15 protein-coding genes are annotated in these 16,333 nt (G+C 71.5%); 5 read left to right on the forward strand and 10 right to left on the reverse strand.

All coding sequences use genetic code 11. The features are described from left to right. Positions 1–8: 8 nt before the first annotated feature. Positions 9–2,123: an AAA family ATPase gene (locus ABGB05_RS11115; protein ID WP_347653157.1), complete on the reverse strand. Its 2,115-nt coding sequence runs from the start codon at positions 2,121–2,123 to the stop codon at positions 9–11. 91 nt (positions 2,124–2,214) lie between these two features. On the opposite strand from ABGB05_RS11115, the gene ABGB05_RS11120 reads away from it, so the two are divergent. Continuing rightward, the gene (locus tag ABGB05_RS11120) at positions 2,215–2,913 is read left to right on the forward strand and encodes a TetR/AcrR family transcriptional regulator (RefSeq protein WP_347653158.1); all 699 of its coding nucleotides are present in this window, start codon (positions 2,215–2,217) and stop codon (positions 2,911–2,913) included. A 59-nt stretch (positions 2,914–2,972) separates the two neighbouring features. Here the strand turns inward: ABGB05_RS11120 and ABGB05_RS11125 are convergent, their stop codons facing one another. Continuing rightward, complete coding sequence (locus ABGB05_RS11125) at positions 2,973–4,211, reverse strand: FAD-dependent oxidoreductase (protein ID WP_347653159.1); 1,239 nt, start codon at positions 4,209–4,211, stop codon at positions 2,973–2,975. A 187-nt stretch (positions 4,212–4,398) separates the two neighbouring features. Here ABGB05_RS11125 and ABGB05_RS11130 point away from each other — a divergent pair, with 187 nt between their 5' ends. Then, entirely contained in the window at positions 4,399–4,863 is a 465-nt protein-coding gene (locus ABGB05_RS11130; protein WP_347653160.1) for a PPOX class F420-dependent oxidoreductase, read from the forward strand. An 85-nt stretch (positions 4,864–4,948) separates the two neighbouring features. On the opposite strand, the gene ABGB05_RS11135 is transcribed toward ABGB05_RS11130, so the two are convergent. The 6 genes from ABGB05_RS11135 to ABGB05_RS11160 form a co-directional block, all read right to left on the reverse strand. Continuing rightward, positions 4,949–5,569 carry a sigma-70 family RNA polymerase sigma factor gene (locus tag ABGB05_RS11135; RefSeq protein ID WP_347653161.1) on the reverse strand — a complete coding sequence of 207 codons (621 nt, stop codon included), beginning with the start codon at positions 5,567–5,569 and terminating at the stop codon, positions 4,949–4,951. Then, on the reverse strand, positions 5,566–6,486 hold the full coding sequence (locus ABGB05_RS11140; protein WP_347653162.1) for a carbohydrate ABC transporter permease: 921 nt from the start codon (positions 6,484–6,486) through the stop codon (positions 5,566–5,568). The genes ABGB05_RS11135 and ABGB05_RS11140 overlap by 4 nt, the downstream gene beginning before the upstream one ends. Then, a complete protein-coding gene (locus ABGB05_RS11145) occupies positions 6,483–7,910 on the reverse strand; it encodes an ABC transporter permease subunit (protein WP_347653163.1) in 1,428 nt (475 codons plus the stop codon). The genes ABGB05_RS11140 and ABGB05_RS11145 overlap by 4 nt, the downstream gene beginning before the upstream one ends. Next, positions 7,910–9,238: an extracellular solute-binding protein gene (locus tag ABGB05_RS11150; protein WP_347653164.1), complete on the reverse strand. Its 1,329-nt coding sequence runs from the start codon at positions 9,236–9,238 to the stop codon at positions 7,910–7,912. The genes ABGB05_RS11145 and ABGB05_RS11150 overlap by 1 nt, the downstream gene beginning before the upstream one ends. 101 nt (positions 9,239–9,339) lie before the next feature. After that, positions 9,340–10,530 (reverse strand): sn-glycerol-3-phosphate ABC transporter ATP-binding protein UgpC, encoded by a 1,191-nt coding sequence (gene ugpC / locus ABGB05_RS11155; protein WP_347653165.1) that lies wholly within the window; start codon positions 10,528–10,530, stop codon positions 9,340–9,342. 514 nt (positions 10,531–11,044) lie between these two features. Then, entirely contained in the window at positions 11,045–12,166 is a 1,122-nt protein-coding gene (locus ABGB05_RS11160; RefSeq protein ID WP_347653166.1) for a uroporphyrinogen-III synthase, read from the reverse strand. 784 nt (positions 12,167–12,950) lie between these two features. On the opposite strand from ABGB05_RS11160, the gene ABGB05_RS11165 reads away from it, so the two are divergent. Then, a complete protein-coding gene (locus ABGB05_RS11165) occupies positions 12,951–13,901 on the forward strand; it encodes a hypothetical protein (RefSeq protein ID WP_347653167.1) in 951 nt (316 codons plus the stop codon). Between the two features lie 56 nt (positions 13,902–13,957). Here the strand turns inward: ABGB05_RS11165 and ABGB05_RS11170 are convergent, their stop codons facing one another. Then, a complete protein-coding gene (locus tag ABGB05_RS11170) occupies positions 13,958–14,512 on the reverse strand; it encodes a hypothetical protein (protein WP_347653168.1) in 555 nt (184 codons plus the stop codon). A 62-nt stretch (positions 14,513–14,574) separates the two neighbouring features. Between ABGB05_RS11170 and ABGB05_RS11175 the strand changes: the two genes are divergently transcribed. Next, positions 14,575–15,240 carry a hypothetical protein gene (locus ABGB05_RS11175; RefSeq protein WP_347653169.1) on the forward strand — a complete coding sequence of 222 codons (666 nt, stop codon included), beginning with the start codon at positions 14,575–14,577 and terminating at the stop codon, positions 15,238–15,240. Further along, the gene (locus ABGB05_RS11180) at positions 15,237–15,890 is read left to right on the forward strand and encodes a hypothetical protein (RefSeq protein ID WP_347653170.1); all 654 of its coding nucleotides are present in this window, start codon (positions 15,237–15,239) and stop codon (positions 15,888–15,890) included. The genes ABGB05_RS11175 and ABGB05_RS11180 overlap by 4 nt, the downstream gene beginning before the upstream one ends. Positions 15,891–15,939: 49 nt before the next feature. Here ABGB05_RS11180 and ABGB05_RS11185 read toward each other — a convergent pair whose 3' ends face one another. Continuing rightward, positions 15,940–16,329 (reverse strand): hypothetical protein, encoded by a 390-nt coding sequence (locus ABGB05_RS11185; RefSeq protein ID WP_347653171.1) that lies wholly within the window; start codon positions 16,327–16,329, stop codon positions 15,940–15,942. Between the last annotated feature and the right edge of the window lie 4 nt (positions 16,330–16,333).

Genomic DNA, 16,333 nt, shown 5'->3' on the forward strand with positions numbered 1-16,333 from the left:
CGGGACCGTCACCGTCCCGGATCGACCTGACCGGACCCGTCGTCGTTCCAGCCTGCGGGCGGTACCAGAGCTGCCGGGAGTGGACGGTGGTGCAGGACGTCGAGGCGGGAGACCGCCCGGGTCAGCACGACGTAGAGGCGATGGAGGCCGCGCGGTTCCGCCTCGACGATCTCGGCCGGCTCCACGACGACCACGTGGTCGTACTCCAGGCCCTTGGCCAGGGTGGTCGGCAGCAGCGTCACCCGGACGCCGTCGACCTCCTCGGCTACTTCGGTCGCGGTGATTCCGGCGTCGGCCAGGGCCGCCGCCAGCGAGGCGAGCCGCCGGTCGGTGGCGATGACCGCGACGGAGCCCTCCCGGACGAGCGCGGTCCGGACCGCCGTGGCGGTCGCCGCGGCCAGGTCGGTCGCCGCCCGGATCCGCAGTTCTCCGTCGGTACGGACCGAGCGGGTGACCGGAACCTCGGCCCCCAGTTCGGGCAGGAGCCGGTTGGCCAGGTCGAGGATGGCCGCCGGTACCCGGAAACCGGCGGTCAGTGGCATCACCGTCGCGTCCGGCCGGCCGAGGTACGCCAACTGCTGCCGCCAGTCGGAGGCGGCCCAACCGGTGGTGCCCTGGGCGAGGTCGCCGAGCACCGTCAGGGAGCCGTGCCGGCAGCGGCGGGCGATGGCCCGACACTGCATCGGGGAGAGATCCTGGGCCTCGTCGACGACGATGTGCCCGTATCCGGACGGGTGGTCGAGCAGTCCGGCGATCTCGTCGAGAAGCACCAGGTCCGCTTCGGACCAGTGCGCACCCCGGGTCGTCCGGCCGCTGGTACTCCGGGATGACCGGCCGCCACCGCCCGGCGCGGTCGGGGACCGGATGATCGCCGTCTGCTCGGTGGGGTCGAGAATGCCGTCCGCGGCCCGGGCCAGGGTGGCGGGACCGTCGAGGAGTTGGGTCAGTAACTCCTCGGGGCGGATGACCGGCCAGACGGTGTCGACGAACGTGGCGACGGGTCGACAGCGGGCCGTCCGCCGTAGCCAGGCGGCGGACGGGGTTTCCGCCCGACTCTCGGCCTGACGTTGCAACCGGTCGACGACGCGGGCCCGGAGCCGCTCCCGCGCGATGCCGTACGGCAGGTCCTCCCGGCGTACGGCGTCGACCAGCCGGCGCAGCGACTCGACCGGCAGCCGCCAACGGTACGAACCATCCGGCACGACAAGCGGTTCGGTCGGTTCGCGGACCCGGTCCCACACGGCCCGGCGCAGCACGGTGGCCATCCGTGGATCATGCTTGACCAGGGCGGCGGCCTCGCTGTCCACGGAGGTGACCGGGTGTGCGCCGAGCAACTCCGCCAGGGTGCGCTGCTCCACCTCGACCTCGCCGAGCGCGGGCAGCACCGCCGCGATGTACCGCAGGAAGGCCGGGTTCGGTCCGACCACCAGGACGCCGTCACGCCGTAGCCGGCGCCGGTGGGCGTAGAAGAGGTAGGCGGCCCGGTGCAGGCCGACGGCAGTCTTGCCGCTGCCCGGCCCGCCCTGTACGCAGACCGTCCGGTCGAGGTCGAGGCGGACGAGTTCGTCCTGCTCCGGCTGGATGGTCGCGACGATGTCCCGCATCGGTCCGACCCGGGGCCGTTCGATCTCGGCGGCGACGAGCAGGCTCGGGTTCTGCGCCGTCGCACCGGCCTCGAACCGCTCGTCCTCGAAGCCGCTCAGTTCGGCGGGCTGGCTGCCGGTCCAGCCGTACCGCCGGCGCTCCCGTACGCCGAGTGGCTCCCGCACGCTGGCCCGGTAGAAGGTTCGGGAGAGGGGGGCCCGCCAGTCGATCACCAACGGATGTCCGGACTCGTCGGTGACCTGCCGACGGCCGAGGTAGTAACACTGACCCTGGTGCTCTCCGGCGGCCGGGGCGGTGCCGAACCAGAGCCGCCCGAAGTACAGCGGCCCGTCGGGATCCTCGGCAAGTTCCTTGGCGTGGGTCTTGAGTGTCCGACCGAGGGTCTCGGCGGTGTACCGGTCCCCGGCGACGTCCTCTCCGGTGGCCACCCGCATCCGGGCGGTGGCCAGCATGCCGGCGAGCGCGGCGCGGACGACAGCCAACCGGGCCCGCTCCTCGGCGAGTTCGGGCGGAACCATGGTGCCCCTCTCTGACAGTTGACTTAACTTGGTAAAGATTACAACTGAGGAAAAGAATTGACCAAGTCAGGGAAATGCTAGGATCGACCACATGACCGAACGGCCCGGGCTGCGGGAGCGCAAGCGGCAGCGCACCCACGACGCACTCTCCGCCGCCGCCGTCGCGCTCTTCCTGGAGCGTGGTTACGACCGCGTCTCCGTCGCCGACGTGGCCGCCGCCGCCGAGGTCTCCAAGCCCACGCTCTTCAAGTACTTCGCGAGCAAGGAGGACCTGGTCCTGCACCGGATCCTCGACCACCGGGGCGAGGCCGCCCGGGTGGTCCGGGAGCGGGCGCCGGACGAGGCTCCGCTCACCGCGTTGTGCCGACACTTCGTGGCCGGCCTCGACCGTCGGGACCCGGTGACCGGGCTCAACGACGACCGGGAGGTCCTCGCCTACCACGGCATGGTCTTCGGGACGCCCAGCCTGGCGGCCCGCCTCGCCCAGTACGCCGCGCACGACGAGACCGCTCTCGCCGAGACGCTCGCCGAGGCGTCGCCGACCCGGCCGTCGCCGGACGACTCCTCGCCGGCGCCCGGCGGCTCACCGGCACCCACGGACCTCACCGCCCGGCTCGCCGCGAGCCAGATCATCGCGGTACACCGTGTCCTGGCCAGGGAGAACTGGCGCCAGTTAACCGGCGGACGGAAGGCGGACGACCTGCACCCAGCGGCGGTCGCCGCCGCCCGGCACGCGTTCGACCTGCTCGCCGGCGGGCTCGTGCGGTACGCCGGAACGGGCGGTTTCTAGGGCCGAGGCCGGTCCGGCGGCGCTGCCGTTCGACGCCGCCAGCGACGGCAACCGTCAGGTCAGGGAGTGGCCGGAGTCCGCCGAGCGAAGGGTGGGGCGTGCTCGGGGCGTACGCCGACGCCGATGACGCGGGCCGGGACCACGGCGAGCAACGGCAGGCGGCGCAGCACGGCGAGCACCGGCCCGGGTGGTCCGGCCCGGCGACCCCGCAGGATCGGCTCGACCAGGTTGCGGTGCAGCAGCCGCTGCAGCAGCTGGGTCAGCACCGTCGGCAACAGGCGGCGGGCCCGGACCGCAGCCAGTTCGGCCGGGGTGACTCCGCCGCGCCGCAACGGCCCGGCGAGCAGGGTCGCGGCGGCCACCGCGTCCTGCACCGCGAGGTTGATGCCGACCCCGCCGACCGGGGACATCGCGTGTGCGGCGTCGCCGAGGCAGAGCAGGCCGTCGACGTGCCAGCGGTCGAGCCGGTTCAGGCGTACGTCGAGGTGCTTGACGTCGTCCATCGAGGCGATGGTGTCGACCCGGTCGGCGAACCCGGGCCCCAGCTCCGCGATGTCCCGGCGGAAGGCCTCCACCCCCCGGGCCCGCAGCCGGGCGTCGCCGCCCTTGGCCGCGATGTAGGCGACCTGCAGGTAGCCCTCCCGGGGGATGACCACCGCGAACCGGCCCTTGCCGACCCGGGGGGTCAGCCCGGCCGGGTCGTCCGACGGGTCGCGGGGCAGCCGGAACCACCAGGCGTCGATCGGCACCGGATACTCCCGGGGCACCAGGTCGGCCTGCTGGCGGGCGATCGACCAGCGCCCGTCGCAGGCAACGGTCAGGTCGGCGCGGATCTCGCCGGTCCCGCCCTCCGGCCCCCGGTAGCGGACGCCCCGGACGCGTCCGTCCTCGCGGATCAGCCCGGTCACCTCGGTGCGCATCCGCAGGGTGAACGTGGGCTCCTCGGCGCCGGCCCGGGCGAGCAGGTCGAGCAGGTCCCACTGCGGCACCATCGCGATGTACGGGTACGCGGTGCGCAGCCGGCGGAAGTCCGCGACGACGATCCGTCGACCGCCGTCGAGCGGGAAGGCAACCTCGTCCACCCGGCTCTGCGGCAGTTGGGCGAACTGCTCCCCCAGACCGAGTTCGTCGAGCAGCCGCAGGGTCGACGGGTGCACCGTGTCACCCCGGAAGTCACGCAGGAAGTCACCGTGTTTCTCCAGCACGGTGACCGCGACACCGGCCCGGGCCAGCAGCAGCCCCAGCACCAGACCGGCCGGGCCACCGCCGATGACGACGCAGGTCGTACGCTCGGCCATCACGCCTCCTTATTCAACAGGCGATGAAATTCCTCCTTCACGGTAACCCCGGCGACCCGGGTCGACAACGGCCCTCGATGTGCCGTTCCCCCACCGACCCGGCCCCGACCTGATGGGGGGCGCCAGCAGCGTTGTGCGGAGCGACCTCCACCACCGCCGCGACACCCGCACCTGGTACAAACAACGGATGAGCCGCACCATCGCGACCAACACCCGTGTCGACCGGTCGGAGCTACTGGAGTTCCTGCGCCCCCGACACCGCGCCGTCCTGCTGACCACCCGGGCGGACGGCCGACCGCAGTCCTCCCCGGTGGCCTGCGGGATCGACACCGGCGGCCGACTTGTCGTCTCGACCTACCCGGAGCGGGCCAAGGTGGTCAACATCCGGCGCGATCCGCGGCTGTCGGCGTGCGTGCTCTCCGACGACTGGAACGGTCCCTGGGTGCAGATCGACGGCACCGCCGAGGTGCTCGACCTGCCCGAGGCACTGGAGCCGCTGGTGGAGTACTTCCGCTGCATCTCCGGCGAGCACCCGAACTGGGACGAGTACCGGGAGGCGATGGTCCGGCAGGGCAAGTCCCTGATCCGGGTCACCATCGACAGCTGGGGCCCGATCGCCACCGGCGGTTTTCCGGCCCGACTCGCGCAATAAGACCACCCGCCAGGTCCGGCGAGCCGAGCCGGAGGGTACCCGGGAACTGGTCCACCCCCTTTCCGCATCGGACCGAATTCTCCCGTCAGGTCATCTCAGCTTCGCAATCCTCGATCGGACGCCGTGGCCGGTCCAGTCGCACCGAGTGCCGAAAGCAGCGCGCGGCGTAGTAGAGCCGGGACTTGGCCGTGCCAACCGGGATGCGGAGCGACCGGGCGGCCTCGTTGACCGAGTGTCCGCGCAGGTAGACCTCGATCAGGATGAGCCGGTGCGACGGCGTCAGCAGTTCCAGCGCACGGTTCACCTCGACCGCGGTGAGCACGTCGTCGGCGTGGTCGTCCACGGCCGGCACCTGGCAGGCGCCGGCGCTGACTTCCTGCGGCCGCGCCCGCCGGGCCCGCGCATGGTCGACGACCAGGTTGCGGGCCACCCGGAACAACCACGCCCGCAGCGCCGGTGGTTGCCGTCGGAGCTGGTCCGCGTTGCGCCAGGCGCGCAGCAGCGTTTCCTGGACGATGTCCTCGGCCCGGAACCAGTCGCCGGTCAGCCCGGTGACGTACCCGAGCAGCGCCTGGCCGTACTCGGCGAAGAGCGTGCGCAGCAGGTCGTCCGCGGTCTGCGTGCCGGCGGCATCGGCACCGGCGTCCGCGTCGGTACCGGTGTTCCCGGTGCCGGCACCGGGCCGGACCCGGGTCGCCGTCGTCATTTCACCGACCCCGCCAGCACGCCCTGCACGAAGTAGCGTTGGAAGGCGAAGAAGACGATCAACGGAACCGCCATGGAGACGAACGCGCCGGGGCCGATCACATCCACGTTGGACGAGAAGGCCCGCATCTGCTCGCGCAGGGCGTACGTGATCGGCGCGTTGTCGGAGGTCGCGAAGACCAGCGCGACGAGCAGGTCGTTCCAGACCCAGAGGAACTGGAAGATGCCCAGCGACGCCACGGCCGGCCAGCCGATCGGCAGCACCACCTTCCGGAAGATGGTGAATTCGCTGCCGCCGTCCATCCGGGCAGCCTCCAGCAGGTCACGCGGGATGGCGGCGAAGAAGTTGCGGAGCAGGAAGATCGCGAACGGCAGCCCGAAGGCGACGTGGAAGGCAACCACGGCGGGGATCGTGCCGTACATGCCGAGAGCGCCGAAAAGCCTGGCGTCCGGGATGATCGCCACCTGCACCGGCACCACGATCAGCGCGACGACGATGACGAACACCCAGTCCCGGCCAGGGAATTCCAGCCAGGCCAGGGCGTACGCGCCGAACGCCCCGATGATCACCACGAGCAGGGTGGACGGAACCGTGATCAGTATGGTGTTCCACAACGACCGCAGGATCGTCTCGTTCTGCAGGAGGCTGGCGTAGTTGTCGAGGGTGAGCTGGGAGGGGGCGGTGAAGACGGTCCACCACCCGCTCGCGCTGTTGTCGGCGGTGTCTCGGAGGCTGGCCACCGCCAGGCCGACCGTCGGAAAGAGCCAGAACAGTGCGATCGCCACCACCGCGACCTGCACCAGCACACCGCCGGTCCGACCGACCACCCGGGAGAGCAGGCTGCGTCTGGGCGGTCCGACGACGACCGTGCCCGCCGGTTCGAGTTCCGGCACCCGCATCGGGACACTGATGCTCACGAGACTCCCTTTCGCATCGACCTGATCCGCAGCAGCATCGCCGGCAGCACCAGCAGGAACAGCAGCACGCCGAGGGCGCTGCCGAGCCCGAAGTCGAGCCCTCCGCCGAAGGAGACCCGGTACATCTCCAGCGCGACCACGTTCGCGTCGTCCTGAGACGACTCTGGGGCGATGACCAGGATCAGGTCGAAGATCTTCAGTACGTTGATGACCAGTGTGACGAACACGACGGTCAGAACCGGCCGGACCAGCGGCGCGGTGACCAGCCGGAAGACCTGCCACTCGGTCGCGCCGTCCATCCTGGCCGCCTCCAGTGCGTCCCGTGGGATCGCGGCCAGCCCGGCCGAGATGAGCACCATGGCGAAACCCGCCCAGATCCAGATGTACGCCCCGATGATCGCCGGCGTGACCAGCGACGGACCGAGCCAGGTAACCCCGGCGAACGGTTCGGTGAAGTTCGACCCGGCGAGCCGGATCTGGTAGCCGTCGCCGGTGAGGTCCGGGAAGCTGAACCGACCGTCGGCAGCGGTTGTCGTACGTCCGACCACCGCGCCGTCGCGCAGCGCCTCCACCGCCATCGCCGGCAGTCCCCGTTCGGTGGGGTCGACGACTCCGGCGGTGCCGCCGCCGCCCCGGGTGAAGTCGAGCCACACCACCCCGCGCAGCCCCTGGCCGGCGTCGGTCGCCGCGGCGGGGGCGGCAGCGGAGGGGATCCGGTCCTCCGGCAGACCGACCAGCGGGAGCAGCACGGGCTGGTTGGCGTCGACGTTGCCGGCGGTACGCAGCGCGCCGTCCGCGTCGGCGACCAGGAGCGAGCCCTCCCGGACCGACGTCCCGTGGTACGGCGACGGCGACCGGAACATGTCGTGCACCGCGACCGCGAAGGCGTTGGCCGCACCCCGGTCCGGGCTCTCGTCGTACACCATCCGGAAGGTCACCCCGGCCGCGAGGAACGAGATCGCCATCGGCATGAAGAGGATGGTCTTGAACGCGGTGGCCATCCGGACCCGTTCGGTCAGCACGGCCAGGATGAGCCCGATGATGGTGACCAGACTCGGCGCCACCACCACCCAGATCACGTTGTTCGTGATCGCCTTGCGGACGTCGGCGGCGGTGAACATCGTGACGTAGTTGTCGAGCCCGACAAACCGCGATCCGTCCGCATTGTGCAGGCTCAACCAGATCGTGTAGAGGATCGGGTAGACCACCAGGGCGGCGAGGGTGAGCAGCGCCGGGGCGAGGAAGAGGACGGCGATGGTCCGCCCCTCCCACCGGGGCCGGCCGCCGCGGGCCGCGCCGGGCACGCCCGACCGGTCGGCGGCAGCCGTCTCCGACCGCGCGGCCGGCGCTTCCGCCGGCTGAGGGTCGGCGGTCGTGGTGGCGGCGGTACGCTCGCCGTCGACCGGTTCGGACGTGCGCGTCATCACTTGCTCCCGAAGTCCCGCTTGGCGGCGTCTTCCAGCTTCTGCGCGATACCGGCCGCGTCCGTCGGCGCGGCGAGGAAGTCCTGCAGCAGCTTCCACATACTGGCGCTGGTTCCTCCGCCGAACGCCTGCGGGGTCAGGTCGGAGAGGTCGAACTGGAGCAGGTCGGCCTTGACCACCGAGGTGGCGAGCGCCCGGATGGTGTCGTCCGGGTACTGCGCCAGGTCCAGGTTCTTGTTGGCGGAGAGGAAGCCACCCTTGGCGGCCATCTGCGCGGCTGCTTCGGGCGACGCGAGGAACTCCATCAGCGCGACGGCGCCGGGGGTGTCCTTGAACGCGACAGCCTGGTCCCCGGCGGTCACCACGGCCGGTCCGGAGCCCTTGATCGACGGCCAGTCGAAGAACTTCGCGGTCTCGCCCACCTTCACCTTGCCGAGTTTGGTGATCTCGGCGCCGACGAAGTCGCCCTCGAAGAGCATGGCCGACTTCGGCTTCTCTCCGAAGACGTCCGCGACCGACTGGGTGAAGCCGAGCTGCAACGCGCCGCTGCTGCCGCCCTGCACGGTCCGTGGCATGGCCCAGTACTCACCGAGGATCTTCAGCGCCTCGACCACCGTCGGGTCGGTCCACGGCAGTTTGTGCGCGGCCAGTTGGGCGTACTTCTCCGGGCCGGCGACCCGCAGGTAGACGTTCTCGAACCAGTCGGTCAGCGTCCAGCCGTCGCCCCCCGGGACCGCCATCGGGTTGATGCCCGCGTCAGCGAGCGTCCTCGTCACCGTGACGAACTCCTCCCAGGTTGTCGGCGGCTGCACTCCGGCCTGTGCGAACTGCTCCGTGCGGTACCAGACCACCGACTTGTTCGCGACCTTGAACGGGATGCCGTAGAGCTGGCCGTCCACCATGCCCAGCTGCTTCCACGCGGGCGAGTAGTTGGCGTCCATGGCGGTGGCCGCCGCGCCGGTCACCGGCTTGATCGCACCCTTGCGGGCGAACTCGGCGATCACGCCCGGCTGGGCGATCAGGGCGACGTCCGGCGGTGCGCCACCGGCCAGTCGGCTGTTGATCAGCGCGGCCATGTCGTCACCGCCGGAGGTGTACTTCACCGTGGCGCCGGTCTTCTTGGCGAAGGCGTCCAGCACCGCCTGGAAGTTCGCCTGCTCGGTGCCGGACCAGGTCGCGGCGACCTCGACGGTCTGCCCGGAGAGGCTCGTTGACGAGCCGGCGGCAGACCCCGACCCCGGAACCTCGGTGCCGCCGCCGCAGCCGGCCGCACCGAGCGCGACGGCGGTGGCCAGCGCGGCCGCACCGGATCTCAATACACGTGACATGTCACTCCTTCGTACGGTGGGACGGGTGGGGTTACTGGGTGTGAATACCGGGCGGTCCGGGAGAAGGTTGTCGTCGCCGGCCCGCCGGTGACGGTCACCGGTCACCAGATCGATTGGCCGGTCTCGAGGTCGAAGACGTGTAGTCGGCGGGTGTCCACCGCGATGACCACCCCCTCGCCGGCGCTGATCCGGCTCCGCGAGCCGCACCGGGCCACCATCAGGCAGGACCGGGTCGTCGGCGTCTCGGGGGCCGGCCCGCCCGCGTCCTCGGCGAGTTCGCGGGTGTCGTCCGTGATCACCGGGTCCGCCTGGATCGTGAAGTGCACCAGTACGTCGGAACCGAGCGACTCGACGAGGTCGGCGACGGCGTGCAGTTCCGCCCGGTCCTCGTCGGACAGCAGCTGCCGGTCCTCCATGTCCTCGGGACGGATTCCCACCGCCACCGGGCGGCCGAGGTACCCGCGAAGCCCGGGTCGGGCCGCCAGCACCTCCCGGGAGACCGGCAGCCGCTGGTCGCCGAGCTGGAGTACGAGGTCGTCGCCCTCGAGGTGGAAGGTTCCCTCGACCAGATTCATCGCCGGTGAGCCGATGAAGCCGGCGACGAAGAGGTTGGCCGGCCGGTCGTAGAGCTCCTGGGGTGGCGCGACCTGGTTGAGGATGCCCTTGCGCATCACGGCGACCCGGTTGCCGAGGGTCATCGCCTCGGTCTGGTCGTGCGTCACGTAGACCGTCGTGACTCCCATCTGCCGGGTGGTCCGGGCGATCTCGGTCCGCATCTGCACCCGAAGCTTGGCGTCGAGGTTGGACAGCGGCTCGTCCATCAGGAAGGCGGAGGGGTTGCGGACGATGGCCCGGCCCATCGCCACTCGCTGCCGCTGGCCACCGGACAGCGCTCCCGGCCTGCGCCGCAGGTGCTCCCGCAACCCGAGCGAGGCGGCGGCGCTGGTGACCCGCTCCTCGACCCGGGTTCGGTCGACCTTGCGCAACCGCAGTCCGAACGCGATGTTGTCGTACACGTCGAGGTGCGGGTAGAGGGCGTAGCTCTGGAACACCATCGCCAGGTCCCGGTCCCGGGCCGGTACGTTGTTCACCACCCGGTTGCCGATCCTGACCGTGCCCTCGCTGATCTCCTCGAGGCCGGCGATCATGCGGAGCGCGGTCGTCTTGCCACAGCCGGACGGCCCGACGAGCACGAGGAACTCCCCCTCGGCGATGTTGAGGCTCAGGCTGTCGACCGCCCTCGTGCCATCTGCGTAGAGCTTTCCCACCTTGTCGAGCACGACCTCGGCCACGACGCATCTCCCGGATCTGTCGGCAGGCCCCGCATTGACGAACCGACCGTGCCGGTCGGCTTGGCGGGCCCGTTCTCCACCGCTGGTCCCTGAGATGTTTGTCGATTGAGGGACGCGATTTCCATGGCCGCCGCGGTTACGAAACGAAGCCGAAACCTCGCTCACAAAAAGCGCGCGTACGTAAGCTGCGACACGCGGAGGAATGCCCGTTTGCGGATGGTCTGCCCGGCCAATTCTGCCCACACGAGGATGCAGAACACCGACTGCCAATCCGCAGCAGACTCATTGTGCCCATCCACCTGACCGGGCGGGCAAAGTGGTGAGCGGAACTTTATTCAATCGTGACAACCGTCGACGGATTCCACGCGTCAGGCGACCGGAATCGGAGAGCCGGCATCGGAGAGCCGGTCGCGGACTCGACGGCGACGTCACCCACCCGAGCCGGACGCCCGACCCCGGTTGTCGGCACCCTGGACGCCGGGACGTACGCCCCGGGCCGGCCGACCGGCAGGGTTCAGCGGTTGTCGGCGGCGAGCCGGTAGCCGCGCCTGGTGATGGTCTGGACCACGTCCATGTCGTCGAGGTGCCGGCGGAGCCGGAACACCGCCATCTCGAGCGCGTGGTTGTCTACCTCGGACCATCCGGGTGAGGCACGGCGGATCTCGTCGTACGAGACCACCTGCCCGGGGCGGGCGGCGAGCACGCGCAGCACGGCGATCGGCCCCGGCGGGACCGGGCGAAACCGCCCGTCGATCACGACACCGTGTCCCCGCACCTCCACCGAGCGGGCCGCCCTGGTGAACCGGAGAGCCCGGGCCCGCACCTGGCTGTGCACGCCGGCGGCGAGCTCCTCGACGAAGCCGTTGGCCCCGGCCAGGGCCGGAACTCCGAGCGCCCGCAGCGGTTCGGCGGTCCGCCTGCCCAGACAGACCGCCGCGACGTCGTCACACAACGCATTGAGCAGGTCGTCCAGTCTGCCGTCCCGGGTCGCCGCGGCCGTCAACTGCCCGGTGGCCACCGGGTTGGTCAGCACCAACGCGTCGACCAGCCGGCGGATGACCTGGTCGACCAACCTGCGTAGCGGCTCGGGATGCGCGGGAAAGGTGCGGTACGTCCGCAGCTCCACCGCCTCGACGCCGTGCTCGGTCAACGCGTCGCACAGCTCCGACAGGGCCGGAGTACCGATCTCCACCGCTACCCGGCCCCCGGGTGTCGGATGGGCCAGCAGGTAGCGGAACAGTTCCTCGGTGGACGCTGCCGCGGTGGACCAGATCTCGGTGAGACCGAATTCCCGCATCGCGTCCGCAGCCGCGGCGTCCCGCGCGAGCAGGCGCCCCTCGGACAGTGCCGAGATGAGCCGTTTGCCGAGGCCGGCGGCCTGGGCCGCGGCCATCCAGGCACGGAACCCGAAGGCCGAGGAGACCACGACCTCGTCAAGCGGGGCCGACAGACAGCGGACCGTCGCCTCGGTCAGCACGTCCCGGTCGGGCTGGGGGGCGACCCGGAGCGCCTGCGCCTGGACGATCCGGGCACCGGCCTCCTCGAGCACGGGCAGCAACGGGTGCTGACGCCGTTCGGTCGCCACCGCCACCGAGAAGCCGGCGAGCGGAGATACGATCCCATCCGTCCCGACCACGGCCCTACGTCGAGCGGCGCGGGGGGCCATCGGCGTCTCCTCCAGGCAACGAACCTGCACCGGTCGATGCCGGTGCACGACAGACGTGGTTTACCTAATACGTCTGCGGCTGCCCGTTCGGCTCAAGCCCTGCGGAAGAGGCTGCCGGTCACGTCGGCCGCACCCGACGTACCGTGTGGAGCGACCATACGCGAGTACGATCGCGGATCATTGCCGATCCCAACCAGAGGGAGATCGCGTGACGGTGACCTGCCGGTCGTGCGGTACCGAGGACGACAGCGACAGCCCGTACTGCCTCAATCCCGGCTGCGGCGCCCGGTTGGCCACGGTTGCCGAGGAGGAGGCGACCGGGACGCCCGACTCCGATACCGACGTCGCGGCCACTGCCGCCGGCGCGGCAGCGGCAGCGACCGCCGAGACCCTTACACCGAACGACGGCACGGCCGAACCGACGGCCACACCGGCAGCCGGCCAGACCGCAACCAGCGCGCCCCGGGCCGGAGAGTCGGCCGCGGTGAAGGCCGGGGAGTCGGCCGGCACACCCGCGGACACGGCGCCGGACCCCGGGGAGTCGGCCGGCACACCCGCGGACACGGCGCCGGACCCCGGGGAGTCGGCCGGGGCGACCGGCACGCCGGCAGAACCCCGGAAGCCCGCTGGGACGACCGGCACAACGCCGCGAGCCGGTAAAGCCGACAAGGCGACCGGCACGACACCGCGCACCGGGGAGGCCGACGAGGGATCGGCCGGGTCGGTGACAGCGCGCGGTGCAGAGGCGCCCGCGGTGGACGGCGCAGCGGCCGGTTCCGGCATCGCCGCCGCGGCACCGGGCGGTATCGCGTCACCGGGCGGTACCGCGGCGCCTGCCGCGCCACCTGCGGCATCCGGTACGGGAACGACGGTCGCCGGCGGCGCGGCGCCGACGACGGTCCTCGGCGCGGTGGCCGGCGGTTTCGCCGCGGTCCGCTCTCTGCCGTCCCGGCTCCGATCCGTCCGGGCGACGCCTGCCCGCGAGTCCCGCTCCGGCGACCGGCGGCCGGAACAGCCCGCCACCGACGCCGCGGACGGGTCCGCGGCGCCGGCTCCCGGCAATGGCGCCCGCTGGTTGCCGGCCGCGGCGGCGCTGGCCCTGGTGGCCGGCCTCGGCGTGGCCGTGCCCTGGATCATCGGCGACGACGAGCCACCGGCGCAGCCGCCCACCCAGGCGATGGTTCCGGCGCCGGTTGTACCGCTGCTACCGGGCACGCCGTCGGCCACTCCGAGGGTGGCACCCACCACGACGACCCCGAAACGTACCGCGCCGACGACTCGGGGCGGCGCCGGCCAGCCCGGCCAGCCGAGGCAGCCGGCGCCCCGCGACACGAAGCCCGCACCACCGCCACCGCCACCGCGTACGACCACGGCACCGAAGCCCTCGATCACCGTCTCCACCAGCCGGAGCCACTGCACGGGCTGGGACGCCGGCAACGGCTGGACCATCGTGGTGGACGTGACCGTCCGCAACGGACGGGGCAGGTCCGCGTCCGGCACCCACGGCTACGACCGGAACGTCGGCGGATCCGGGACGTACCAGCTCTCCGGCGGAGGTACGTCGTACTCCGGTGAGCTGCCGCCGAACCTCGGCGACAACCCGGAGCTGACCCAGCCGTCGGTGAGCTGGAGCGTGACGGTACGACTCGAGGACGGAGGGACGCTGACCAAGTCCGGCACCGCGTCCCGGCCGTCCTCCTGTTGAACCGGAGCCCGCGGTGCCGTCCCGCCGGAACGGGTGTACCGCCCGGCCGGCGGCACTCAGCCCGGAAAGCGCTCGGCCAGCTCGCGATACGTCCGCGCGACCACCTGCAACCGGGCCGTCCGGAACCGTCCCGGCTCGGCCTGGTAGACCTCCCGTCCCCGGTCGGTGCGGAACGCCTCCGGTGGTACGGCCTCCGCACCAGGCGGGACGAACTTCAGCACCTCGCCGACCGCGGCGGCGGCGCCGCGCAGGTCGACCCGCGCGTCCCGGCGCTGCTGAACGCTGAGCCCGGCCGGGTCCGCCGGGACACTCCGGGCGATCAGGTCGGCCACCCAGAGCCACTCCCCCGGATCGAGCAGTTCTGACGGGCGGTCGGCGCCGAACTGGGGTTCCTCCGGATCGGGCAGGCTCGGCTGCTGCGGAATCCGGAACATGAACTCCCGCTCGGTGCCGCAGCTCGGGCAGGCACCGGTGTACCGGCTGGCCAGGTCCTCCTCGGCCGAGACCACCGCGTTGTCGGGCTCGAAATCGGCCTCGCCGCACACGTCGCAGGGGTGCAACTCCATGTAGAGGTAGGCCTCGGCGCTGGTCCGGGCCAGCCGCAGTGTCATGGCTCGACCCTACTGCCCGGCCGGACGTGTCCGGCAACACCGGTCGGCACTAGCATGTGCCGGTGGCAACTGGCCCAGACGAACCGGTGACCGTGCTGCCGATCGGCCTCTTCGTCGGCAGCTTTCCCGGTGACGTCGACGACGACGCGGAGCTGCGGCACGAGGTCCGGCGCGGCGCCGACATCCACGCGCTCTCGGACGAGGAGTTCGTCAGCTGGGTCGCGGCGCACGGTACGGACGGGACCGCCGACGGCGGGCCGCCGGGCCGGGACCTGCTGGAGCGGGAACTGCGCGACCGGGACGTCGCCGACCCGGAGCGGATCCTCGACGGGCTGTTCGACCGGGGCCTGCTCGTGACGGTTCCCGCGGACGAGGCTGCGGCGGTGGAGTTCGCCCGCACGCACCGGGTCGTCCCGACGATGTACGGTCTCGGCAACTCGCCGGAGGAGCCGGACCTGTACTCGATCGGTCTGTTCGGCTCCGAACAGCTCCGGGTGACCCGACCGGTGTTCGAGTTGTGGGCCTGGTCCGAGGTGGACGACAACCTCTGGTCTGCCTGCGAGTCGTTCGCCGAACAGGAACGCGACGCCGGCGGCGACGACCCCGAGTTGGGTGATCCCCGCCGGGTGCTGACCGGCTTCCTCGGGGCGCTGACCGGGCTGCTCGCCACCGAGGCCGCCCACCTCGACGTGGTACGCGGCAACAGCGTCCTGGAGGGGTTGCGATGAATACGGGTGACGTGGCGACCGCCGGTAGGGGCGCACCGGGCGGGCTGCTGTTGCCGGTCGGGCACTACCTCGGCGCCGTGTACCCCGGCCCGGGCGAACCGCTCGCCCACCATCGCCTGCGCATCGGGGACAGTGTGGTCCGGCTCTTCTCCGAGGAGGAGTTCGGGTTGTGGGTGCTGGCCCACGGCCTGCCCGGCCGTCCGGTCGACCAGCCGTGGACGCCTTCCGCCCTCGCCGAGTCGGTACGCCGGCGCGACGGGCGCGACGTGACGCCGCTCCTGCACGAGTTGCTGGCCGAGGGGGCGCTGGCCGTGGTGACGCCCGGCACCGAGGAGGCGGTCGCCTTCGCCCGCGCCCACCGCTTCCGGTCGCTGCTGACCGGGCTGGGGATCAGCCCGGACGACCCGGGCCGGTTCCTCCTCGGTCTGATCGGGCAGCCGCTGGCGGTGGTCGACGAGCCGACCTACGAACTCTGGCAGTGGGCACCGCTGCACGGCAACATCTGGGACGTCTGCCGGGCGCTCGTCGAGATCGACGCGGAGCCGGGCGGGCGGCCGGGCGATCCGCATCTGGTGCTGGGTGACGTACTCGGCGGGCTCCAGGCACTGCTCGCCAACAGCGCCGGTTATCTCGACGAGGCGCGCTCGTAGCCGGCCGGTCTCATGGTCCGCTCGGCCCTTCCGGGGGATCTGCGGACCACTACCTCTTGGAGATCATCGAAATCCCGCCCGCCGCGAGGGAGAACATCCGGGCGAACGCCCTGCGAACATCCGGGTCCCGATCCAGTCGCTCCAGCGACTCGAACCTGGCCGGATCAAGATCGATTGTGGCGAGTCCACCAGCATCCACGTCGTCCACCGTCGAGAACAGCAGGAGGCATCGGTAGGCCCGCACAGCCCCTCCCCGCTCCTCACGCATCAGCGACTGAAGGAGGACGGTTTCCTCCTTGACCTGACTACGAAGGACATCCACGGAGGTCCACCTGGTGGCCCAGCCTCGTTCCTCCGCTTCCAACTGGATCTGGAGCAGCGTGTCAAAACTGATCTGACACACCCGGAAGTCGGGGTCGGTCGAACGGATCACAGGCACGAGA

It is taken from the genome of Plantactinospora sp. B5E13, assembly GCF_039871775.1.
In the GTDB taxonomy this organism is placed as follows: Bacteria; Actinomycetota; Actinomycetes; order Mycobacteriales; family Micromonosporaceae; genus Plantactinospora.